The following is a 22,646-nucleotide window of genomic DNA, read 5'->3' as shown; positions in this document are numbered from 1 at the left end:
GTCACGGCACCGGCATCGCACGCGCCACGAGCGCCGCCCATGCCGCCGCGTCGGGGAACCCGGTGACCTCGAACCGCTCGGGCTGCATGTCGAGCGGAGCCATCAGCGGGCCCGCCAGCTCGTGCAGGTCGGCCCAGGCCACGGCGATGGTCGTTTCGTCGTCGACCAGCACCACGACATCGGTGCGCGGCAGCCAGGTGGTGACACCACGCGTCCACGTGGTCGCCGCCAGCGGACGGCCGTCGGGCCGTCGGTACAGGATCACCGAACCCGCGAACACATCGACGCCGTCGCGCGCATGCAGGTCGTCGAGCGCGGCCTTCTGGGTCGCGTACCGTTCCGCCCGTTCGATGGCGGCCAGTTCGGCGAACGCCGGCGCGATCTCCGCCGGCGGCTCGAAGGGCTCCCAGCCGGCATCGCCCAGACGCATCGGCGTGACCGACAGCCAGCGCGGCTGCTCCTGCAGCGCCTCGAGGCTCACGCGCGCCATCTCGGCGAGCCCGGCGTCGTTGCGTGCGCCGGTCACGAGCAGCATCCGCCGCAAGGGGGTGAGCACGACGGGTTCGTGCACGCCCAGGCGGTGGATCAGGTCGGGCAGCAGGATGCGCGAGGACTCGTAGTCGTCGCCCCACTGGCCTGACCAGACGCCGTGCGCGAGTTGCACCCAGCCCGGGGTCTCGGGCCGCGCGCGCAGGTTGTCGAGGGCGTCGCGCAGCGCGTCGTCGAACGCGACACCCCAGTCGGCGAGCTGGTCGATGCTCAGGCGCTGGATGGCATGGGGCGTGTCGTACGCGAGGCCCACCGTGAGTTCGCCGAAGAGGGGCCGGGCGGCGGGATGGAACGTGGCCACCTCCGACTCGGTGGCGCCGGACCGCCGCGCCTGCAGCCGCGCGAGGTCGTCCTCGCCGGCGCCGCGCACCACGGGCATCAGGTGCGGCCGGGCCGCGGCGTAGCTGGACGGCATGGCCTCCTCGGCGGCGGCCATGGCCTCGACGAACCGGGCGACCACCGCGGGACGCTGGGCCCGCGAGGCCCGGACGTAGTCGCTGAAGACGTTGCCGAGGTAATAGATGCGCGGCGGAGTTTCGCCGGTGCGCAGTTCGCGCTGCGCGGCATCGAAGGTCAGCGCGGGCGAACCACGCGCCTGGAGCGCCGCCGCGACGAGGTGCGCGAGGCGGTCGATCGTCGGTCGGCCGAGAAGCCGCTCCCACCACTGAGGCATCCTGTTTCCTTCCCGGCGCCCGGAGGGCCGCCGTGTGACGTGGGTGTCGTACTGCCGCGAGGTGTGGGGCCATCATACGGGAGCCCGGCCGATTAAAAGGACCTTAAACAGGGGGCTCTACGCTGGCCGTTCCACAGCCCCGGAGCAACCGAGATGCCTGTCCTCCCGACCCGCCTGACGCCACGCACCGGCACCGTCCTCCTCTCCTTGTCGCTGACCGCGTGTGCCGCCGGCCCCACCGCGCCGATGCGCATCGCGGCGGGGTTGACGAGCCAGCAGCTGTGCACCGGCGTCTTCACGTCGGCACAGCCGCCGGCGCAGGTGCTCTCGGAAAACGTGCTGGGCCTGCCGGGCATGGCCTGGACGGAGCCGCTGCTGTCGTACGACGTCGACCGGGACACGCGGCGGGTGTCGGCCCGGTTCGCGGGCGGCTTCGCGCGGCAGTCGACATGGCTCGACGGCTACGGCTGCGTGCTGCTGCCCGAGGGCGGCGCACCACCGGCGTTCGGTGCGCTGCCGCCCGTGGCGTACGAATCGCCCTGGCCCGCACTGGACGCCGCCGCGCCGGTGGAGCCCGCGCCCGGTCCGTGGCGCGACCTGCTCGACCGCGCGTTCACCGACACGCCCGCCCCGCCCCACCACCGCACGAAGGCCGTCCTGGTGGTGCACCGCGACCGCATCGTGGCCGAGCGCTACGCGCCGGGCCACGGCATCGACACCGCGATGCCGAGCTGGTCGGTCGCCAAGTCGATCTCGCATGCACTGACGGGCACGGCGGTGGCCGCGGGCCGCGTGGCCCCCGACGGGCCGACCGGCCTGCCGATGTGGGGCGCACCGGGCGACCCGCGCGCCGCCATCACCGTCGACATGCTGCTGCGCCAGACCAGCGGCCTCGCGCTGACCCACCGGCCCACCGCGTTCGACCCGTCCACCCGCATGAAGTACCTGGAGGCGGACCCGGCCGCCTTCGCCGAGGCCACGCCGCTCGACGTCGCGCCGGGCACCCGCTGGAGGTATGCGGACGGGCACTTCACGCTGCTGTCCCGGGTGCTGCGCGACCGGCTCGGCGGTCACGCGGAGGACGTCGTCCGCCATGCCCGCACCACGCTCTTCGGGCCGCTGGGCATGGCCCGCACGACGATCGAGTTCGACGTGACGGGCACCCCGCTCGGCGCGCACGCCTTCTCGGCCAGCGCACGCGACTACGCGCGCCTGGGCCTGCTGTACCTCCACGACGGTGTGGCCGGCGGCCGCCGCGTGCTGCCCGCCGGCTGGGTGGACCGCGCCCGCACCGCCACCCCGGGCACCGGTTACGGCGCCGGCTTCTACGTCAACGTGGCCGACGGCGACGTGCCGGGCTGGGGCGTGCCCTGGGGCCTGCCCCACGCCCCGCGCGACACCTTCTTCGCCCGCGGCTTCATGGGCCAGTACATCGTGATCGTGCCGTCCCTCGACCTGGTGGTCGTGCGGCTCGGGCCATCGCAGGTGGAAGGCGACGACGTGCGGTTCATGGACGCGGTGATGCGCGATGCCGTCGCCGCGCTCGGGAAATAGCCACGCGTTCAGATGCGAATGTTTCTCAGTATCATGAAAACGCCTACAATCACGCTCCCGGCGGCGCCCCGCGCAGGCCCTTTTCTTCCCCTGACGGAGCGTCCATGGCGCAGGCCATTCCCACTTCATCGCGGAACGCATTGCTGTCGCGCGTCGCCGCGGCCGTGTTCGGCGGCTACGTGCTCGTGTCGAGCGCCACGGTCTTCCTGAGCTACCTGTTCCCCACCGAACGTGCGGAAGCGGTGCTGGCGGCCACGCTGCTGAGCTACGCCGTCTACACCGGCGCGATCATCTGGGTGTTCGCGGTCAGGACGCTCCGCCGGGCCTGGCTCGGCCTCCTCGTGCCGGCCCTCGCCATGGGCGTGCTGTCGCTCGTGCTGGACACCTTCGGAGGCTTCAACACATGAACGGCACCTTCCGCCAGTCGATGGCCTGGCTGCACACCTGGGGCGGGCTGTGGCTCGGCTGGGTGCTCTACGCGATCTTCTTCACCGGGGCCATCGGCGTGTTCGACGAGGCCATCACCCACTGGATGAACCCCGAGCGGCGCGCCCTCGCGGCCGCGTCCGGCGACACGGTGAAGCAGCAGCCCGCCATCGTCGACCGCGCGCAGGCGTACCTCGTGAAGGTGGCGCCCAAGTCGCACTTCTGGAGCATCGGCCTGCCCGACGAAGAGGAACCCGCGCTGCGCGTGTTCTGGGAAGACGAGAAGAAGAACTTCCAGAGCGCCCGCCTCGACCCGACGACGGGCCAGGCGATCCCGCCGGGCCTCACCCGCGAGACCGAGGGCGGCCACCACTTCGTGCACATGCACTTCGAGTTCCACGCGGGCATGGCGGGCATCTGGATCGCCGGTGTCGCCACCATCGCGATGCTCGTCGCGCTGGTCTCGGGCATCGTCACGCACCGCCGCATCTTCAAGGACTTCTTCACGTTCCGCCCGAAGAAGGGCCAGCGCTCGTGGCTCGACGCGCACAACGCCACCGGCGTGCTGATGCTGCCGTTCCTGCTGATGATCTCGTACACCGGCGTGATCGTTTTCTACGCGACCTACATGCCCGCCGGCATCGCGGCCCGCTACAAGGGCAACGAGGACGCCTACTTCGCCGAGGTGCAGAAGCAGACGGCACACCGCGACGAAACCGGCATCTCCGCGACGGTGAGGCCCATGGGCCCGCTCACCGCGCAAGCCGTCGAGAAGATCGGCCGGCCCGCGAGCTTCGTCGTGGTGGAACACCCCGGCGACTCGAGCGCGAGCCTGCGCGTGTTCGGCCGCCGCGACGAGGCCGCGCAGGACGGCCGCCTGCGCCCGCTCAGCAGCGGCGAGATGACCTTCGACGCCGTCACCGGCGAGGTGCTCGACGTGGAGATGCCGCTCGGCTCGCGCGGCGGCCCGGCGCAGCACGTGCAGCAGGTGATGAACGCGCTGCACTTCGTGCAGTTCGGCGGCTACCTGGCGAAGTGGCTCTACTTCTTCTGCGGGCTGGCCGGGGCCGCGATGCTCGCCACCGGCATGATCCTCTTCACCGTCAAGCGCCGCCGCAAGCAGGAGAACGAATTCGGCCGCGCCACGCAGCGCGTGTACCGCGTCATCGAGGCGCTCAACATCGCCTCGGTGGCGGGCCTCGCGGTCGCCAGCATCGCGTTCTTCTGGGCCAACCGGCTCGTGCCGCTCGCGGTCGAACACCGCAGCACGTGGGAGATCGCCCTCTTCTTCGCGGTGTGGGTCGCCACGCTGCTGCATGCGTTCGTTCGCCCCGTCCACAAGGCCTGGACCGAACAGCTTGCCGCGGGGGCCGTGCTGTGCCTGCTGCTGCCCGTGCTCAACGCGTTCACCACCGGGGACCACCTGGCCCTCGCCATCGCCCGCGGCGACGCGCTGTCGGCCGGGGTCGAGGCCACCATCTTCGCGTCGGGCCTGCTGATGCTCGCCGCCATCGCCCACCTGCGCCGCGCGGCGCGCCAGCCGGGTCGCAGCCCGAAGGCGCCGCAGCCCGCCGTGGGCCGGCCGGCCGCCACCGGAGCCGCCTCGTGATGGCCCCGCTGTCGATCGCCGCCGCCACCGCCCTCGGCCTCGCCACCAGCTACGCCGGCATGACCGGCCTGTGCCTCGCGATGGACCGGCACCACGACCAGGTGTGGGGCCGCGATGCGACCCCCCTGGTGCGCCGCCTGTTGCGCCTCGCCGGCATCGTGCTGCTCGCCGGCGGGTTCCTGCTGTGCATCGGCGCATGGGGCGGTGCCATCGGGCCCGTGGTGTGGGTCGGTTTCCTGTCCGCGGGCGCCCTGTCGCTCGTGCTGCTGCTCCCGTACGCGCCCCGCTTCGCGGGCGTGCTGGCGGCGTTGGCCGGTGCGGCCTCGGTCGTGGGCGGGGTGCTCGCGCTCGGCTGATCCAGGGGCTCGACACCGCGGCGCGGTGCGCCTACAGTGCCCCTCGTCCCACGCGACGAGGAGGCGCCCGTGATCACCCTGCACGACTTCGACCTGTCCGGCAGTTGCTACAAGATCCGCCTGTTCCTGAACATCCTCGGGCTGAAATTCGAACGGGTGCCCGTCGACTTCGGCAACCGCGAGCACAAGTCGGCGAAGTACCTGGCCCTGAATCCGTTCGGTGAACTGCCGGTGTTCCAGGACGGCGACCTGGTGCTGCGGGACACGCAGGCCATCCTCGTGTACCTCGCCACCCGCTACGATCCGTCACGGCAGTGGTACCCCGACGACCCGGTGTCGATGGGCCGCATCCAGCAGTGGCTGTCGACGGGCGGCGGCGAGGTGATGAACGCCTCGGGGGCGCGCCTCGTGAAGTGCTTCGGCGTCACCACCCTCGATCTCGACAAGCTGCAGGCCGGCGCGCACCGCGTCTTCCGCATCATGGACGACCGCCTGGCGGCCACCGGCTCGTACCTCGCGCTGGAGGATCGCGCCACCCTCGGCGACATCGCGTGTTTCCCGTACACCGCGCTCGCGGGCGAAGGGGGCATCGACCTCGCGGCCTACCCGCACATCCTCGCGTGGATCGACCGCCTGCGGCGCCTGCCGGGCTTCATCCCGATGCCGGGCATCCCGGCGCTGCCCTAGGAGCCTGGGCGGCAGAGAGAAGGCTCCTAGACGAGGAACGGCACGAAGCGCTTGCTCGTGCCCATGTACGCGGCATAGGCCTCGCCGAAGTGCGCGATGCACTCGGCCTCGTCGCGCAGCGCCGTCAGCAGCAGCGCCACCGACGCGCCCGACGCGAGCGCCGCGCCGGTCCACGAGGCCTGCTTGAAGAACGCGCCCCAGGCCAGCAGGATCAGCGACGCGTACATCGGGTGGCGGATGTAGCGGTACGTGCCCGAGGTGACCAGCTGCGAGGTGCGCTCGAAGGACAGCAGTTCGGCGTCCGTGCGGGCCGCACCGGGCCGGCCCTCGCGGCGCAGCAGCCGCAGCCCGTCGACCACGAGGAACACCGAGACGGCCAGCAGCGTCCACGAGACGAGCTGGTGCGGCGCGAACGGGTCCACGGTCCACACGGGGAAGTTGATCAGCACCAGCGCCAGGATGCACTCCCAGGCGAAGAAGCGGTAGAACCCATGGGAGTCGGGCTTGCGCAGGGCGTGGCGGGAGATCCACACGAACAGCGCCGAGACGGCGGCGAACAGGACGATCGAAGTCATGGGCGTGCATTTTCGCGCAGGGCGCGTCGTCCGCCGGCCTCCTCCCCCCCGAAGTTCGTGGCCGGTTCCCGCCTTACGAGGAAAACCGGTTCCCAAGCGCCCGATCGCCACGTATAACGGCCCAAGATCCACCAGGGAGAGGCCACGTGGACGAAGAAATCGAATTCGTGGATTGGCGTCGATCGTTCCGCCGCTTCGCCGTCGGCACGCTGGTCGTGCTGGTCGCCGTCGGGGCCTTCCTCGCCCATGCGCTGTCGCTCAGCCACGCGCGGTACCGGGACGCGGCGGCCGACAACGTGCAGAACCTCACGCTCAACCTCGAGCGGTACCTGTTCACGCGCATCCAGACGGCCGACCTCGTGCTGCAGTCGGCGGCCAGCGAGTACCTCCGGCTCAGCACCTCCGGACCGCCGGACCCCGACGCGTTCACCAAGGTCCTGGAAGACCTGCAGCACCGGCTCGCCGATGCCCCGGACATCCGCGCCGCGAACCGCGACGGCCGCGTGCTGTACGGCACGCAGGTCGATCGCAGCAAGCCGTTCGACGTGTCGCAGCGCCAGTTCTTCATCGAGGCCATGGCGAGCGACGGCCTCGTGGTGGGGCTGCCGCTCAAGTCGCGCATCTCGCAGCGCTGGGTGCTGCCCATCGGGCGCCCGCTGTTCGACGCGAAGGGCCGGCCCGCCGGCGTGGTCTACATCAACATCGCGGTGGCGCAGCTCAACACGCTGCTCGGCTCGCTGAAGGTGGGATCGAACGGCGTGGTCACGTTGTTCAACGTCCACCGCCAAGTGCTGCTGCGCGTGCCCGACCACCCGCTGATGCAGGACGAGAACCCGCCGCGCCTGTCGGCGCCCGAGACGCTGCAGGCGCTCGGTGCCGGCAAGACCGAGGCGATGTTCACGGCGAGCAGCTCCATCGACCACCACATGCGGCTGCTGATGTTCCGCAAGCTCGGCGAGTACCCCGCGTACATCCTCGTCGGGCTGTCCGACACCGACTTCCTCGCCCCGTGGCGAACCGAACTGCTGCTCACGCTGCTGTTCTGGGCCGCGCTCGCCGCGGTGGCCGCGATCGTGCTCGTGCAGCAGGCCCGCGCGGGCCGGGCGCGCGAACACGCGTGGAATGCGCTGCAGCAGGCCAAGCAGCTGGCCGAGGCCGCGAACGAATCGAAGTCGCAGTTCCTCGCGAACATGAGCCACGAGATCCGCACGCCGCTCAACGGCGTGCTCGGCTTCGCGCAGATCGGGCACCGCGACGCGGCCATCGCCCTCGAGGCGCGGCGCAACTTCGCGCGCATCCTCGAGGCCGGCAAACTGCTGCAGGGCATCCTGAACGACGTGCTCGACATGTCGAAGATCGAGGCCGGCAAGCTCACGCTCGACCGCATCCCCACGCGGTTGCGGCCCGCCGTCCGCCACACCATCGAACTCGTGCAGGACCGTGCGCTCGCGAAGGGCATCGACCTGCGTCTCGTCGTCGACGAGCGGGTGCCCGAGGTGGTGGTGACCGACCCGCTTCGGCTCGGCCAGATCCTGCTCAACCTGCTGTCCAACGCGGTGAAGTTCACCGACGCCGGCCACGTCGCGCTCAACGTCGACCTGATGGACGACCAGCTGATGCTGATGGTGACCGACAGCGGCGTCGGCATGTCGGAAGAGGAGATGAGCCGGCTGTTCCAGGCCTTCGAGCAGGCCGACTCCACCACCACGCGGCGATACGGCGGCACGGGCCTCGGCCTCGCGATCTCCAAGCGCCTCGTGGAGCTGATGGGCGGCACCATCTCGGTCTCGAGCCGGCCCGGCTCGGGCTCGGCCTTCACGGTGCGGCTGCCGATGCCGCCGGCGGCCGAGGCCCCGGCGGACACCACGCACGACGCGGCCCTCGCCGGCGCGCGGCGCGCGGCCGGGGTGGAGTCGCCGCGCAACCGGCTCGACGGCATGCGGGTGCTCGTCGCGGAGGACAACGCCATCAACCAGATCGTGATCCAGGGCCTGCTGGAACTCGAGGGTGCGTCGGCCGATGTCGTGCCCGACGGGCACGAGGCGGTGAACCGCGTCTCGTCGCAGAACGGCGCGCCGTACCACGTCGTGCTGCTGGACCTGATGATGCCGGGCATCGACGGCTACGAGACCGCGCGCCGCATCCGCGTCGCCGACCCCGGCCTGCCGATCATCGGACAGACCGCACACGCAATGCAGGAGGACCGCGCCAACTGCATCGCCGCGGGCATGGTGGACCGGGTCACGAAGCCCATCGACACGGAGGAACTGGTGCGCTCGGTGCTGAAGCATGCCCGTCGCGCATGATGGAATGATCGGCATTTCCAAGGGTCTCTTGCCGCCGCCTTGACGCCGCCCCGGCCTTTGCGCATCGTCTGGTCCATTGAGGATCGGGCCGAAGTGTCCGACAGGCTGGAGGCTCATCCTTGTCCACGAAACTGACCATCACGGGCACGCTGCCCGAAGGCACGCGCCTTGGCGAGTTCGAATTGATCCGCGTGATCGGCGAAGGCGGCTTCGGCATCGTCTACCTCGCCTGGGACCACTCCCTCGAACGCCGCGTGGCGCTCAAGGAGTACATGCCGGCCACGCTCGCGTCGCGGGCCGACGGCACCACGGTGAGCCCGCGGTCCGAGCGCCACCGCGACACCTTCGAGGCCGGCCTGCGCAGCTTCGTCAACGAGGCCCGCCTGCTCGCGCGTTTCGACCACGCCGCGCTCATCAAGGTGTACCGCTTCTGGGAGGCCCACGGCACCGCGTGCATGGTGATGCCGTTCTACGAAGCGGGCACGCTGCAGGCCGCCGTGAGGGCCATGCCCCACCCGCCCGACGAAGCCTGGCTGCGCCGGCTGCTGACGCCGCTGTGCGACGCGCTCGCGATGCTGCACGCGGCCCACTGCTACCACCGCGACATCGCCCCCGACAACATCCTGCTGCTGCCCCCGGCCGACCGCCCGCTGCTGCTCGACTTCGGCGCGGCGCGTCGCGTGATCGGCGGCATGACGCATTCGCTGACGACGATCCTGAAGCCCGGCTACGCACCCATCGAGCAGTACGCCGAGGTGCCCGGCCTGCGCCAGGGCCCGGCCACCGACGTGTACGCGCTCGCCGCCACCGTCCACTGGATCATCACCGGCCACACGCCGCCGCCGGCCGTGGCCCGCATGCTCGACGACGCCTACGAGCCGCTCGAGGTCACCGCCGCGGGGCGCTACAGCCCCGAGTTCCTGCGCGCGATCGACCGTGCCCTGATCGTGCGGCCCGAGCTGCGCACGCCCACCATCGATGCGTTCCGCATGGACCTCAACGCGCGGCCCGAGCCGAAGCCGCGTGCGACGCGCGAGGCCGATCCCGACAGCACGGTGGCGCAGGCGCTGCCCGTCGTCACGGAGGTGGTGGCCGAGCCTGCGCCCGCGGCACCCCGGTCCCGCCGGCCGGCCTATGCGGTGGCCGCCATGGTGGCCGGCACCGCGCTCGCCGCGGCGGCCTGGTCGCTGCGGCCCGACACGCCGGCCGACACCGCCACGACGGCCCGCCCGCGCGAGCCGGTCGAGACGGTGCTGCCCACCGCGGCGAAGGAAGACGACGGCATCGAAACGGTGCTCACCACAGCGCCCACGGCGGCCGGTCCCGCACCGACACCGCCGACCACGGCGCCCGCTCCCGCGGCCCTGCCACCTCCGACCGAGAAACCCCGCCCGCCGACGCAGGCAGCGGCCCCGTCGCCCACGAGACGCACCGCCGAGCAGGCCGCCGAGGAAGTGCGCCGCACCGAATGCGCACGGCTCGCACGCGGCGGCCTCTTCGGAGGCCCGAGCGAGGCGGACCAGACACGGGCGCGACGGCTGGGCTGCTCGGGTTGAGCAAGGTCGCCCCATGCGCACTGCCTGGCTCGCCAACGCCCTCGACGACCTCACCGCCTACCTCTGGGCGCCATTCGCCGGCATCGTTGCCGGTGTCGCCTTCGGCTGGATGGCCGGCGTCACCGTCACCCTCGCCTTCGCCGCGATGCTGTACGGGGTGGGGAGGCTGGCGAAGCGGGTGATCGCCAGATCGCTCGAGACGAAGGTGACTCAGCGCAGGCCCGGCCGGCGCCCTCACCGATCGACAGGCGCCCCTCCCCGTGAGCCGACCGCCGCGCCCTCCGACGACGGGTGACGAGGCAGCCCCCCCATCCGCCTGGGCTTGCCGCGCAAGGCGTGACCGCATCAGGCTGAGTGCGAACGATCTCGGAACGAGGGGGCGACCGCTGTCGACCCGATGCGGGCCTTCACGCCGCTGATCTCGAGGGCAAAAAACAGTCGCTCAGCGTTTGACCCGCGAGGATCCGCGGGGTGTTGCATTTCAAAGTTGAACTCAAGCGTTCTCCTTCGGTCCGGCAGCAGTTGCCGGGCACCGCGCCCGTCACCATTCAAGCGGAGAACTTGAGTCGGGAAAGGTCGGGCGGGCACAACGCCCGCTTTCGCGGTCAAGCGCGTAGAAGTTGTATCGAAAAGCCATTTCCGTGTCGTCGCGACAGGCGATCCCCCCATACAGGCGCGCATAGGTGAAGCGTGAGCCGCTGCTGGATCGGTAGCTGTCCTTGGTCTCGAAGACCAGTTTTCCGTCCTGGTCCTTTACACGCAGCGTGCCCGAGGAAGCGTTCGCCGGAATCTCGTAGTCGATCAGGATGTCCGGCCCTTGCGCGCCCAGTTGCGTGACGATGATGAAGACCGCGCGCTGCTCGGCCACCAGTTGCTCTTGTGTCAATACACGCCAGGTCGCCGTGCTCAGCAGCCGAGGCCCCAGCGGCAATGCCTTCCCTTCCAGCAATACCACCGCCGTTTCCGGCGCTGGACTGCTGCGGGTCGGGCTTGCCAGAAGTACACGGGAAAACCGTTGTACCAGCGCTTCGAACAGCTCCTGTGCGTTGCGGCTGCTGGCATCGCGCGCGTGAACCGGCGCCGCATGGAAACCCGACATCGCCAAAGCCAAGAAGGCCGTCAGGATGCTGCGGCTGCGCTTGGAGAACGTCCTCCTTGTTTCACCGAAAACGATATGGCGTGGTGGTCGGTCAGATTGCATGGGAGCCTGGCGAACATTCAATGTTTGACGTTTGACATGAGAGGCTCGACCCGACCTGCTGGGGCGAGTCCTCTCGCAGGAAGGTTAGGCGCATCACCCACAAAACTTGCCGCGCCGGAACCAGTGAGTCGTGACGGATTCTGCAGGGGCCAGAGCTTTTGCACACGCCATTCACGTGCTTCTTTTCCATCCGAACGCCCGGCTACGAGGCTGACTCACAGGCCATCGACCAAACGCACGCCTGGCATGATATGGGCGTCAAACGGGCGAAGCGCATGTGGCTGCCAGTGGCCGTGAGCGGCCCGCCGTCGATGCCAGGGTGACCGTCGGCACCCGCTGCAAAGCGGTCATCCCAACGCAACGATCAACCGGCTTGCGCCAACACCCTCGCCTCCACCAGCGTCCCGTCGCCCGGCGTCGACACCACCACCAGCCCGCCCCCGATCGCCTCGACCCGCTCGCGCATGTTGCGCAGGCCGATGCCCCGGTTGGGATCGAGCTGCACCGCATCGAGATCGAACCCGCGTCCGTCGTCGGCGATGGTCAGGCGCAGGCCCTCGGCGTCAGCGTGCAGCGACAGCCGCACCTCGCGCGCGGCCGAGTGTTTGCCGATGTTGGTCAGCGCCTCCTGGGCCACGCGGAACAGCACGGTCTTGACGTCATCGGGCAGGTGTTCCGCGCCGCCATCGACCGCGACGACGACGCGTGTGCCACCGGCCTCGCCGAACTCGCGGCCCAGCTGCTCCAGTGCCGCCGGCAGGCCGAGCGTGTCGAGCATCGCCGGGCGCAAGCGGTGGGAGATGCGGCGCACCTCGGTCAGTGAATCGTTGAGGCGCAGCAGCGCGGTCTGCAGGCCGGCGGGCACCGGTTCCTGCCGGCGCTCGAGGCCGTCCACCGCCGACTCGATCAGCAGCTTGGCCGAGACGAGGGTCTGGCTCGTGCCGTCATGGAGTTCGCGCGCGAGGTGGGCACGTTCGTCCTCCTGCGACCGCACCACCTGGCGCGCGAGCAGCCGCAGCTTCGCGTCGGCCACGCGGTGTTCGCTGAGGTTGAGCCACAGCCCGCTCGCGCTGATGAGGGCGATGCCCAGGGCGGCGATGCCGGCGATCCACCACATCGTGGTCTCGATGTGGGACACCACCTGCCGGTCGAGTGCCTCCAGCGTGCCCTCGATGTCGTCGAGGTACAGGCCGGTGCCGATCATCCAGCCCCACTTCGGCAGCGCGATGACGTAGCCGAGCTTGGCAACGCGTTGGTCCGTCGACGGCTTGCGCCACTGGTAGCGGATGAAACCGCCGCCGGCGCGGGCCTTCGCGATCAGCTGCTGGATGGTGGCGGACCCGGCGTCGTCCCGCAGGTTCCACAGGTCGGACCCCACCAGCTCGGGCTGGCGCGGGTGCATCAGCGAGCGGCCGTTGAGGTCGTAGACGAAGAAGTAGCCGTCGGCGCCGAATTCGAGCGAGCCCAGCAGGCGCAGGGCCTCGGCCCGGGTGGCCGGGTCGGGTTCGCCGTCGAACTTGTCGTAGAGCGGGGCGAGCGCACCCCGCGCGAGGTCGACGTAGTGCCGCAGCTCCGCCTCGCGGGCCGCCATGTAGGCCTGCTCGACGAGCTCGTGCTCGCGCGCCGCGAGGGACCGCTCCTGGTGCCGGACCGCCACGGCGATCAGCACCAGCGAAAGCACCAGCGGCAACGCGGCGAGCAGGATCAGCTTGGACTGGAGGCGCATGGCCGCCATTGTCGCGCGACGGGCAAGGCCCCTCAGCAGCAGCGGCCCGTGCGCGAGCCGTACCGCGCGTCCTGCCGCTCGCGGAAGAACGCCTCGTAGTTCATCGGCTCCTGGTCCGGGTGCGTGGCGGCCATGTGGCGGAGGTAGGTGCCGTAGTCCGGCACCCCCACCATCAGCCGCAGCGACTGGACCAGGTAGCGCCCGGCCTGCTGCACATCGCCTGCGAGCTGCGCGGCGTTCATCGCGCGGCCTCGGGCATCGGCTGGTAGGGCGTTTCGCTCGCGCTGGGCTTCGACTTCGCCCGCGCGTCCAGCACCCCCTTCACGCTGTAGACCAGCACGCTCAGCACCACGCCGATGAACAGCGCGCAGAGCGCGGCATCGAGCCGGTCGTTGAACACGATGCGCGACATCGCCTCGGGCGTCTTCGCCGGCGCGAGCAGCGTGCCCTGCGCCAGCGCGTCGGCGTACTTGTTCGCGTGCGCGAGGAAGCCCACCTTCGGGTCGGCCGAGAAGATCTTCTGCCAGCCCGCGGTCAGCGTGCAGGCGAGCAGCCAGACGGCCGGCAGCGCCGTGGTCCATGCGTACTTCCCGCGCTTCATGCGGAACAGCACCACGGTGCCGAGCATCAGCGCGACGGCGGCGAGCATCTGGTTCGAGATGCCGAACAGCGGCCACAGCGTGTTGATGCCGCCGAGCGGGTCCACCACGCCCTGGTACAGGAAGTAGCCCCAGGCTGCCACGCACAGGCCGGTGGCGATCAGGTTGGCCGGCAGCGAGTCGGTGCGCTTGAGGGCCGGCACGAAGGTGCCCAGCAGGTCCTGCAGCATGAAGCGGCCGGCGCGGGTGCCGGCATCCACGGCGGTCAGGATGAACAGCGCCTCGAACAGGATCGCGAAGTGGTACCAGAAGGCCATCATCGCCTGGCCGCCCACCACCTGGTGGAGGATGTGGGCCATGCCCACGGCCAGCGTCGGCGCGCCGCCGGCGCGCGCGAGGATGGTGTTCTCGCCCACGTCCTTCGCGGTCTGCACCAGCACGTCGGGCGTGATCACGAAGCCCCAGGTGGACAGCGTCTGCGCCACCGTCTCGGGCGTGTTGCCCACGAGCGCGGCCGGGCTGTTCATCGCGAAGTAGATGCCGGGTTCGATGCACGAGGCGGCCACGAGCGCCATCACGGCCACGAACGACTCGGCGAGCATGCCGCCGTAGCCGATGAAGCGGGCGTGGGTCTCGCTCTCGAGCATCTTGGGCGTCGTGCCCGACGAGATCAGCGCGTGGAAGCCCGACACCGCGCCGCACGCGATCGTGATGAAGAGGAACGGGAACAGGTTGCCCGACCACACCGGGCCGTTGCCTTCGGTGAACTTCGTCATCGCCGGCATCTTCAGGTCCGGGGCGACGATCAGGATGCCGATGGCCAGCGCGAGGATCGTGCCGATCTTCAGGAACGTGGACAGGTAGTCGCGCGGCGCGAGCAGCAGCCACACCGGCAGCACCGAGGCGATGAAGCCGTAGCCGATCAGCATCCACGTGAGCGCCTTGCCGTCGAACGTGAACCACGGCGCGAGGGCCGGGTTCTCGTGCACCCACTGGCCGCCGAGGATGGCGAGCATCAGCAGCACGAAGCCGATGACCGAGACCTCGCCGATGCGGCCCGGGCGGATGAACCGCAGGTACACACCCATGAACAGCGCGACGGGGATCGTGGCCCCGACGGTGAACGTGCCCCACGGCGAATCGGCGAGCGCCTTCACGACGATCAGCGCCAGCACCGCGAGGATGATGATCATGATCATGAACGCGCCGAACAGCGCGATGATGCCGGGCACCGTGCCCAGCTCCTGCTTGACGAGGTCGCCGAGCGAGCGGCCGTCGCGGCGCGTCGAGATGAACAGCACGATGAAGTCCTGCACGGCGCCGGCGAACACCACGCCCGCGAGGATCCACAGCAGCCCGGGCAGGTAGCCCATCTGCGCGGCGAGCACCGGGCCCACCAGCGGGCCGGCGCCCGCGATGGCCGCGAAGTGGTGGCCGTACAGCACGTACTTGTTGGTGGGCACGTAGTCGAGCCCGTCGTTGTGCGTCCACGCCGGGGTCTTGCGGGTCGGGTCCAGCCCCATCACCTTCGTGGCGAGGAACAGGCTGTAGTAGCGGTAGGCGATCAGGTAGACGCAGACGGCGGCCACGACGACCCAGAGGGCGCTGACGGCCTCGCCGCGGCCGAGGGCGATCACGGCGAGCGCGAACGCGCCCAGCACGGACACGAGCAGCCACGGCAGGTGGCGACGAACGAAGGGCATGGGAGTTCTCCTCGAATAGGGAATGCCCCGTTCGGAAGCGGGACCCGGGGAGTCTGCGCCCGTGAAAAAGTCCCCACAAGCGTCCCACCACGCAAGAGGGACACGCAGCACCACCTAATGGTTAGTCCCTAGGTCCCTCGTGGGTCGTGGCGTGCTCCACCGCGTACTTGATCAGCTCCGCCTGCCCTTCCAGGTTCAGCTTGCGCTTGATGTTCTGCCGGTGCGCCTCCACCGTGCGCACGCTCAGGTCGAGGTCCCGCGCGAGCTGCTTGCTCGACAGGCCCTTCGCGAGGCCCGAGAGGATCTGGCTCTCGCGCATCGACAGCACCGGCCGCGGCACCTGGTTGCGGAACAGGCGCTTCGACACGGCCGGGCTCAGGAAGGTGCCGCCACCGGTCACCGCCTCGATGGCCGTGACGATCTCGCTCGCGGGCGCGTCCTTCAGCACGTAGCCACGCGCGCCGGCCTGCAGCGCACGCTGCACGTACTCGGGGTTGTCGTACATGCTCAGCATCAGCACGAGCAGCTCGGGGTGACTCGCGAGCAGCTGCGCGGTGAGGTCGATGCCGTTGGTGTCGCGCATGCCCACGTCCATCAGCGCGAGCGTGGGCCGCAGCGCCTCGACCTGGGCGACGGCCTCGTCGGCATTGCCCGCCTCGCCCACCACCTCGAACCCGGGCACCGTGGAGAGCCGCGCGCGCAGGCCGTCGCGGACCAGCGGGTGGTCGTCGATCAGGAGCAGGCGGATCGCGGCGGGGGCCATGGCGGGATTGTAGGGACCGGGTCACGGCAGTCCAGAAAGTGTCATTCGCCTGACATGACGCCTCCCTAGAGTTTCGTTCGAAACGTTCCCGTGATCGAATGAACCTCAGCGACCGACAACGCGCAATCCTCGACTGGCTCCGCGACGGGCAGCCCCTCGGCACCGAGCAGATCGCCGTGCGCTTCGGCGTCAGCAGCCAGACCATCCGCCGCGACGTGCAGGAGCTGAACGACCAGGGCCTCGTGCGCCGGCAGCACGGCAGCGTCGCGCTGCCGGCGAGCCAGCACAACCTGAGCTTCGCCCAGCGCAGCGACGCGCAGGCCGAACGCAAGCGCCGCATCGCCCGCGCGGCGGCCGCATCCCTTCCCGAGGACGCCACGGTGTTCCTCGGCTACGGCACGACGGTTGCCGAGTTTGCGCGGGCGCTGCCACCCGAACGGCCGCTGCGTGTGGTCACCAACAACCTCGACGCGGCGCTCGCACTGGCGGAGAAGCCCGCCGTGGAGACGTGGCTCGCGGGCGGCCGGCTGCGCCCGCAGGACCGCGACACCATGGGCAGCTGGGCCCTCGAGGCCTTCGCCCGCTTCCGCCCGCACGTCGCCGTGGTGGGCATCGGCGGCATCGCGGCCGACGGCGCCCTGATGGAGTTCCAGCCCGACGAGGCCGACCTCACGCGCGGCCTGCTCGAACGTTCCGCCGAGGCCTGGCTGCTGGCCGACGGCAGCAAGCACCTGCGCGACGCACCGTGCCTCGTGGCGCCACTCACCCGCCTCGCGCGGGCCTTCACCGATGCCGACGCCCCCGCCGCGCTCGACATCCTGTTCGACCAGGCGGGTGTCCCGCTGCACCGCTGCTGACCCCATGAGCTTCCTGACCCTCGACCGCATCACCCGCCGCTTCGGCGACCACGACGTGCTGCGCGGCATCGACCTGGCGGTCGAACGCGGCGAGTTCGTCGCGCTCCTCGGCGCGTCGGGCTGCGGCAAGACCACGCTGCTGCGGCTGATCGCAGGGCTCGACCATCCCGACAGCGGTGTCGTCCGTCTCGATGGCCGCGACGTCACCCGGGCCGAACCCGCCGAGCGCGGGATGAGCATGGTGTTCCAGTCGTACGCCCTGTTCCCGCACCTCACCGTGGCCGACAACATCGTGTTCGGCCTGCGCGCGCGCAAGGTGCCGAAGGCCGAGCAGGCGAAACGACTCGGCGAAGCGGCGGAGATGCTGGCCCTCGCCACGCTGCTCGCCCGGCGGCCCGCCGAGTTGTCCGGCGGCCAGCGGCAGCGCGTGGCGCTGGCCCGCGCCGTGGTGTCGCACCACCCGCTGTGCCTGATGGACGAACCGCTGAGCAACCTCGACGCCCAGCTGCGCGCCGAGATGCGGTCGGAGCTGCGCCGCGTGCAGCAGGCCCTCGGCCTGACCCTCGTCTACGTGACCCACGACCAGGTCGAGGCGATGAGCATGGCCGACCGCATCGTGCTGATGCACGCGGGGGGCATCGCCCAGGTGGGCACGCCCGATGACCTCTACGAACGCCCCGCCTCGCCCGTGGTGGCGCGCTTCATCGGCCAACCGCCGATGAACCTGCTGCGGCTGCCCGGCGAGACCGCACTGCGCGGCGTGCGCCCCGAACACGTCGCGATCGGCGACGGCCCGTGGGAGTGCGCCGTGGTGCGCAGCGAATACCACGGCGCCGACACGCTCGTCGAGGTCACCTGCCACGGCCAGCCGCTGCTGCTCAAGCACGCCGGCCGGCTGCGGGTCGACGCCGGCACGACGCTGCGCCTGGGCTGGCCCGCCGAACGCGAACACCGATTCCCTGCTTGACCCACCCCGTCCCTCCCAGGAGTTCCCGATGTCCTTCAAAGTGAAATGCCTCGCCCTCGCGCTGGGCGCTCTCTCCGCGTTGAGCGTGTCCGCGCAGACGCGCATCAGCATGTACTACCCCGTCTCGGTCGGCGGCCCGCTCACGCAGGTGGTCGACAAGCTCGTGGGCGAGTTCCAGCAGGCCAACCCCGACGTGAAGGTGGAGGCCATCTACGCCGGCAACTACGACGACGCGCGCATGAAGGCGATGGCCGCGCTGAAGGCCGGCACGCCGGTGCAGACCTCGGTGCTGTTCTCGATCGACCTGCACGAGCTGAAGGACCAGGGTGTGATCCGCCCGTTCGACGACTTCGTGAAGACCGCGGAAGACAAGGCCTGGCTGCAGGGCTTCTACCCCGCGCTGATGGAAAACGGCCGCGCCGAGGGCAAGACCTGGGGCATCCCGTTCCAGCGTTCGACCATCGTGATGTTCTACAACAAGGATGCGTTCCGTCAGGCCGGCCTCGACCCCGAGAAGGCGCCGCGCACCTGGGCCGAGATGCGTGCCGCCGCGGCCAAGCTCGTGCGCACGGAGAACGGCGCCACGACCCGCTGGGGCATGATGATCCCGTCGACCGGCTATGCCTACTGGATGTTCGGCGCGCTCGCGAAGCAGAACGGCCAGCTGCTCGCCAACCCGGCCGGCACGCAGACCCGCTTCAACCAGCCGAAGACCATCGAGGCGCTCGAGTTCTGGTCGTCGCTCTCGAAGGACGGCCTGAGCCCGAAGGGCCTGATCGAATGGGGCACGCTGCGCCAGAACTTCGTCGAGGGCAAGACCGCGATGATGTGGCACACCACCGGCAACCTCACCGCCGTGCTGAAGGAAGCCAAGTTCGACGTGGGCGTGGCCCAGCTGCCCGCCAACACCGAGCCGGGTTCGCCCACCGGCGGCGGCAACTTCTACCTCTTCAAGAGCGGCAGCGACGCCGAGCAGCAAGCGGCCTTCCGCCTCGTGAAGTTCCTGACCGCACCGGAGCGTTCGGCCGAATGGAGCGTGGCCACGGGCTACGTCGGCGTCAGCGCCGCCAGCTACGCGACGCCCGCGCTGAAGAAGTACGCCGAGACCGTGCCGCAGGCCCTCGTGGCACGTGACCAGCTGTCGGTGGCCACCGCCGAGCTGTCGACCCACCAGGCCGGCCGCGTGCGCAAGGTGCTCGACGACGCCATCCAGTCGGTGATCACCGGGCAGCAGGACGCCAAGACGGCACTCGACGGCGCGCAGGCCCAGGCCGACCGCGTGCTGAAGCCCTACCAGCGCTGATCCACCGACGCCGCCATGCGCACCGACCGCCACACCACCGCCCTCGCCTGGCTCCTGCTGCTGCCGGCGCTGGTGTTGCTGTCCGCGTTCACCTACTGGCCCATGGTGGCCAGCCTGTGGCGCAGCCTGCACCTGGAGGCGCCCGGCGTGCCGGCCACCTTCGCCGGCACCGAGCAGCTCGCGGCGCTGGTGGACGACCCCGTCTTCCGCCAGGCGCTGCGCAACAACCTCTGGTACGCGGCCGTCACCGTGCCGCTGTCGGTGGGCCTCGCGCTCGGCATGGCGCTGTGGGTCAACGGCAAGTTCGCCGGGCGCGGCCTGATGCGCCTGGCCTTCTTCACGCCCACGGTCCTCCCGATGGTGGCGGCCGCCAACGTGTGGCTGTTCTTCTACGCCCCCGACATCGGCCTGCTGAACCGCGCGCTGGCCGCGTTCGGTGTCGCCGGGCCCAACTGGCTCGGCGACACCGCCACCGCGCTGCCGGCCGTGATGGTGGTGACGGTGTGGAAGGAGGCCGGCTTCTTCATGATCTTCTACCTCGCGGCCCTGCAATCGCTGTCGCCCGAGCAGCTCGACGCGGCGCGGCTCGAAGCGCCGTCGCGATGGTTCCGCTTCCGGCACGTCGTGTGGCCGCTCGTGGCGCCCACCACGCTCTTCGTCGCGGTCAACGCGCTCATCAACGCGGTCAAGCTCGTCGACCACCTGTTCGTGCTCACCCGCGGCGGCCCCAGCAACGCGAGCACGCTGCTGCTGTACCACCTGTACGAGGCCGCGTTCAAGTTCCACGACACGGGCTATGCCGCGACGCTCACGCTCGTGCTGCTCGCGCTGCTGGCCGCCTGCTCGGCCGGCCAGTTCTTCCTGTCCCGCCGCATCCACTACCGATGACGCGCCTCCACCGCCACCTGCTGCCCCTCGCGGGCTGGACCCTCGCGCTGCTGTGGATCACGCCGCTGCTGCTGCTCGCGTGGGGCTCGATCCATCCGGGCGCCGGCGCGATGCAGCTCGACCCGTTCGCCCCCGTCGGCCTCGACAACTTCCGCGCGGCCTGGCGCGTGGCACCGTTCGCGCGCTACCTGCTCAACACCGTGGCGCTCGTGACGCTGCTCGTCGCGCTGCAGTTCACCGTGTGCACGCTCGCGGCCTACGCGCTCGCGCGCCTGCCCTTCCGCGGCCGCGGCGCGGTGTTCGCGCTCGTGCTGCTGCAGCTGATGGTGATGCCCGAGGTGCTGATCTCCGAAAACTACCTCGTCGTCGCCCGCCTGGGCCTCATCGACCACGTGCTGGGCATCGCGCTGCCGTACGTGTCGAGCGCCTTCGGCATCTTCCTGCTGCGCCAGGCCTTCATGATGGTGCCGCAGGAGCTGGAGGACGCGGCCCGTGTCGAAGGCCTCGGGCGCCTCGCGCTGCTGTGGCGCGTCTACATCCCGCTCGCGCGGCCCACCTACCTCGCGTACGCCCTCGTCTCCATCAGCTACCACTGGAACAACTTCCTGTGGCCGCTGGTCGTCACCAACACCGAGGCGAGCCGCCCGGTCACCGTGGGCATGGCCTTGTTCGCCTCGCCCGAGACCGGTGTCGACTGGGGTGTGCTGTCCGCCGGCACGCTGCTGTCGGTGGGCCCGCTGCTGATCGCCTTCCTGCTCTTCCAGCGGCAGTTCATGCAATCATTCATGAACGCCGGACTGAAGTAACCCATGCCCCGCTCTTCCCGTTTCCCCCGTTTCATCCTGACCGACGTCGACGACACCCTCACGTGGGAGGGCCTGCTGCCGGCGGACACGCTGCGAGCGCTCTATCGCCTGAACGACGCCGGCATCGGCGTGATCCCCATCACCGGCGCGTGCGCGGGCTGGTGCGACCAGATGGCGCGCACGTGGCCCGTGTCCGCGGTGATCGGCGAGAACGGCGCCTTCGTGATCGAACGTGACGGCCGCCGGCTGCGCTGGCACGACACGCAGGACGAAGCCACGCGCGAGCGCCACCGGTTGCGCCTGTCCGAAGTGGCGGGGGCGCTGATGCACGAAGTGCCCGGCCTCGCCGCTGCGCGCGACAACGGCTACCGCCGCTACGACCTGGCGCTCGACCATGCGCAGGAGGTGGAACCGGTCGCATCCGCCGACGTGCGGCGTGCGCTCGACCTCGCGCACGCGGCCGGCGTGCAGGCCACGGCCAGCTCCATCCACATCAACCTGTGGCTCGGCGACTTCAGCAAACGCATCGCCGCCGCGCGCTGGCTCGGCACGCGGCACGGCATGGACGACACGGCCCGCGCGGCCGACGTCGTGTTCGTGGGCGACTCGACGAACGACGCGCAGATGTTCGAGGCCTACCCGCGCAGCGTGGGTGTGGCGAACATCCGCCCGCACCTGCCGCACCTGCCGCGTCCGCCCGCGGAGGTCACATCCGCGCCCGGCGGCTTCGGCTTCGCCGAGTGGGTCGACCGGCTGCTGCCATGCTGATCGCGCAGGTCACCGACACCCACATCGTCGCGCCGGGCCGGCTCGCCAACGGGCGCGTGGACACGGCGGCAATGCTGCGGGCGTGCGTGGACTCGGTGCGGGCGCTGTCGGTGGCGCCGGACCTGCTCGTGCTGACGGGGGACCTCGTCGATGCGGGTGGTGCCGATGAGTACGCGCACCTGAAGTCGCTGCTGGCGCCGCTGTCGCTGCCCACGCTCGTGATCGCCGGCAACCACGACAGCCGCGATGGCCTGCGTGCCGCGTTCCCGGGGCTGCCTTCGTCGGGCTTCGTGCACTACGTGCGTGACGAAGGGCCGCTGCGCTTCATCGCGCTCGACACGCTGGTGCCGGGCGAGGCGCGCGGTGAACTGTGCACGGCACGCCTGGATTGGCTGGAGGCCGCGCTGGCCGCCGAGCCCTCACGGCCCACGGTCGTGCTGATGCACCACCCGCCGTTCGTCACGGGCATCCGCTTCATGGACGACATGGGATTGACCGGCCGAGACGACTTCGCAGCCATCGTCGCGCGCCATCCGCAGGTGCAGCTGATCCTGTGCGGCCACCTGCACCGCCCCATCCACACGCTGGTGGGCGGGCGGCGGGCGCTGACGTGCCCGAGTCCGGCGCACCAGATCCCGCTGGACCTGAGGGAACAGCCGTTCGAAGGGTTCGACTTCGAACCGCCGGGGTTCATGGTGCATCGGTGGACGGGGGATGGGTTCGTCACCCATCAGCAGCCCGTCGGCAACTTCGCGGGGCCGTTCCCTTTCTGAG

22 protein-coding genes are annotated in these 22,646 nt (G+C 70.4%); 15 read left to right on the top strand and 7 right to left on the bottom strand.

Translation table 11 applies throughout. The features are described from left to right. Window position 1 precedes the first annotated feature (1 nt). Window positions 2-1,222 carry a DUF1444 domain-containing protein gene (locus A4W93_RS03790; RefSeq protein ID WP_085749339.1) on the bottom strand — a complete coding sequence of 407 codons (1,221 nt, stop codon included), beginning with the start codon at window positions 1,220-1,222 and terminating at the stop codon, window positions 2-4. A gap of 153 nt (window positions 1,223-1,375) precedes the next feature. Here A4W93_RS03790 and A4W93_RS03785 point away from each other — a divergent pair, with 153 nt between their 5' ends. The 5 genes from A4W93_RS03785 (at window position 1,376) to A4W93_RS03765 (ending at window position 5,854) form a co-directional block, all read left to right on the top strand. Next, window positions 1,376-2,776 (top strand): serine hydrolase domain-containing protein, encoded by a 1,401-nt coding sequence (locus A4W93_RS03785; RefSeq protein WP_085749338.1) that lies wholly within the window; start codon window positions 1,376-1,378, stop codon window positions 2,774-2,776. A gap of 104 nt (window positions 2,777-2,880) precedes the next feature. Further along, window positions 2,881-3,183, top strand: a complete 303-nt coding sequence (locus A4W93_RS03780; protein ID WP_085749337.1) for a DUF3649 domain-containing protein — start codon at window positions 2,881-2,883, stop codon at window positions 3,181-3,183. Beyond that, entirely contained in the window at window positions 3,180-4,811 is a 1,632-nt protein-coding gene (locus A4W93_RS03775) for a PepSY-associated TM helix domain-containing protein (RefSeq protein WP_085749336.1), read from the top strand. The genes A4W93_RS03780 and A4W93_RS03775 overlap by 4 nt, the downstream gene beginning before the upstream one ends. Then, window positions 4,811-5,167 (top strand): DUF3325 domain-containing protein, encoded by a 357-nt coding sequence (locus A4W93_RS03770; protein ID WP_085749335.1) that lies wholly within the window; start codon window positions 4,811-4,813, stop codon window positions 5,165-5,167. The genes A4W93_RS03775 and A4W93_RS03770 overlap by 1 nt, the downstream gene beginning before the upstream one ends. A gap of 69 nt (window positions 5,168-5,236) precedes the next feature. Beyond that, window positions 5,237-5,854: a glutathione S-transferase family protein gene (locus A4W93_RS03765; protein ID WP_085749334.1), complete on the top strand. Its 618-nt coding sequence runs from the start codon at window positions 5,237-5,239 to the stop codon at window positions 5,852-5,854. A gap of 26 nt (window positions 5,855-5,880) precedes the next feature. Here A4W93_RS03765 and A4W93_RS03760 read toward each other — a convergent pair whose 3' ends face one another. Further along, entirely contained in the window at window positions 5,881-6,429 is a 549-nt protein-coding gene (locus tag A4W93_RS03760; RefSeq protein WP_085749333.1) for a methyltransferase family protein, read from the bottom strand. Between the two features lie 167 nt (window positions 6,430-6,596). On the opposite strand from A4W93_RS03760, the gene A4W93_RS03755 reads away from it, so the two are divergent. The 3 genes from A4W93_RS03755 (at window position 6,597) to A4W93_RS03745 (ending at window position 10,586) form a co-directional block, all read left to right on the top strand. Further along, window positions 6,597-8,735 carry a hybrid sensor histidine kinase/response regulator gene (locus tag A4W93_RS03755; RefSeq protein WP_157131584.1) on the top strand — a complete coding sequence of 713 codons (2,139 nt, stop codon included), beginning with the start codon at window positions 6,597-6,599 and terminating at the stop codon, window positions 8,733-8,735. A gap of 119 nt (window positions 8,736-8,854) precedes the next feature. Further along, window positions 8,855-10,291, top strand: coding sequence for a serine/threonine protein kinase (locus A4W93_RS03750; RefSeq protein WP_085749331.1), 1,437 nt, complete (start codon window positions 8,855-8,857; stop codon window positions 10,289-10,291). A gap of 13 nt (window positions 10,292-10,304) precedes the next feature. Further along, window positions 10,305-10,586 (top strand): hypothetical protein, encoded by a 282-nt coding sequence (locus A4W93_RS03745; RefSeq protein ID WP_085749330.1) that lies wholly within the window; start codon window positions 10,305-10,307, stop codon window positions 10,584-10,586. A gap of 246 nt (window positions 10,587-10,832) precedes the next feature. Here the strand turns inward: A4W93_RS03745 and A4W93_RS29465 are convergent, their stop codons facing one another. From A4W93_RS29465 to A4W93_RS03720, 5 genes are all read right to left on the bottom strand, one after another. Beyond that, entirely contained in the window at window positions 10,833-11,492 is a 660-nt protein-coding gene (locus tag A4W93_RS29465) for a hypothetical protein (protein ID WP_157131583.1), read from the bottom strand. Between the two features lie 364 nt (window positions 11,493-11,856). Further along, a complete protein-coding gene (locus tag A4W93_RS03735; protein ID WP_085749328.1) occupies window positions 11,857-13,218 on the bottom strand; it encodes a cache domain-containing protein in 1,362 nt (453 codons plus the stop codon). A 32-nt stretch (window positions 13,219-13,250) separates the two neighbouring features. Beyond that, window positions 13,251-13,460, bottom strand: coding sequence for a YbdD/YjiX family protein (locus tag A4W93_RS03730; RefSeq protein ID WP_085749327.1), 210 nt, complete (start codon window positions 13,458-13,460; stop codon window positions 13,251-13,253). Further along, a complete protein-coding gene (locus A4W93_RS03725) occupies window positions 13,457-15,520 on the bottom strand; it encodes a carbon starvation CstA family protein (RefSeq protein WP_085749326.1) in 2,064 nt (687 codons plus the stop codon). Before A4W93_RS03725 ends, A4W93_RS03730 begins: the two co-directional genes overlap by 4 nt. A 121-nt stretch (window positions 15,521-15,641) precedes the next feature. Next, window positions 15,642-16,283, bottom strand: a complete 642-nt coding sequence (locus tag A4W93_RS03720) for a response regulator transcription factor (RefSeq protein WP_085749325.1) — start codon at window positions 16,281-16,283, stop codon at window positions 15,642-15,644. A gap of 98 nt (window positions 16,284-16,381) precedes the next feature. Between A4W93_RS03720 and A4W93_RS03715 the strand changes: the two genes are divergently transcribed. The 7 genes from A4W93_RS03715 to A4W93_RS03685 are packed head-to-tail and all read left to right on the top strand — an operon-like array spanning window position 16,382 to window position 22,645. Then, window positions 16,382-17,140: a DeoR/GlpR family DNA-binding transcription regulator gene (locus tag A4W93_RS03715; RefSeq protein ID WP_085749324.1), complete on the top strand. Its 759-nt coding sequence runs from the start codon at window positions 16,382-16,384 to the stop codon at window positions 17,138-17,140. A gap of 4 nt (window positions 17,141-17,144) precedes the next feature. Next, complete coding sequence (locus A4W93_RS03710; RefSeq protein WP_085749323.1) at window positions 17,145-18,107, top strand: ABC transporter ATP-binding protein; 963 nt, start codon at window positions 17,145-17,147, stop codon at window positions 18,105-18,107. A 28-nt stretch (window positions 18,108-18,135) separates the two neighbouring features. Next, window positions 18,136-19,410: an ABC transporter substrate-binding protein gene (locus A4W93_RS03705; RefSeq protein WP_085749322.1), complete on the top strand. Its 1,275-nt coding sequence runs from the start codon at window positions 18,136-18,138 to the stop codon at window positions 19,408-19,410. Between the two features lie 15 nt (window positions 19,411-19,425). After that, window positions 19,426-20,298, top strand: coding sequence for a carbohydrate ABC transporter permease (locus A4W93_RS03700; protein ID WP_085749321.1), 873 nt, complete (start codon window positions 19,426-19,428; stop codon window positions 20,296-20,298). Next, complete coding sequence (locus A4W93_RS03695; protein ID WP_085749320.1) at window positions 20,295-21,104, top strand: carbohydrate ABC transporter permease; 810 nt, start codon at window positions 20,295-20,297, stop codon at window positions 21,102-21,104. The genes A4W93_RS03700 and A4W93_RS03695 overlap by 4 nt, the downstream gene beginning before the upstream one ends. Before the next feature lie 3 nt (window positions 21,105-21,107). Next, a complete protein-coding gene (locus tag A4W93_RS03690) occupies window positions 21,108-21,872 on the top strand; it encodes an HAD-IIB family hydrolase (RefSeq protein WP_085749319.1) in 765 nt (254 codons plus the stop codon). Then, a complete protein-coding gene (locus A4W93_RS03685; protein ID WP_085749318.1) occupies window positions 21,866-22,645 on the top strand; it encodes a phosphodiesterase in 780 nt (259 codons plus the stop codon). The genes A4W93_RS03690 and A4W93_RS03685 overlap by 7 nt, the downstream gene beginning before the upstream one ends. The last annotated feature ends 1 nt before the right edge of the window (window position 22,646 follow it).

The organism is Piscinibacter gummiphilus, assembly GCF_002116905.1.
GTDB lineage: Bacteria > Pseudomonadota > Gammaproteobacteria > Burkholderiales > Burkholderiaceae_C > Rhizobacter > Rhizobacter gummiphilus.
This window is presented reverse-complemented; position numbering and strand designations above follow the sequence as displayed.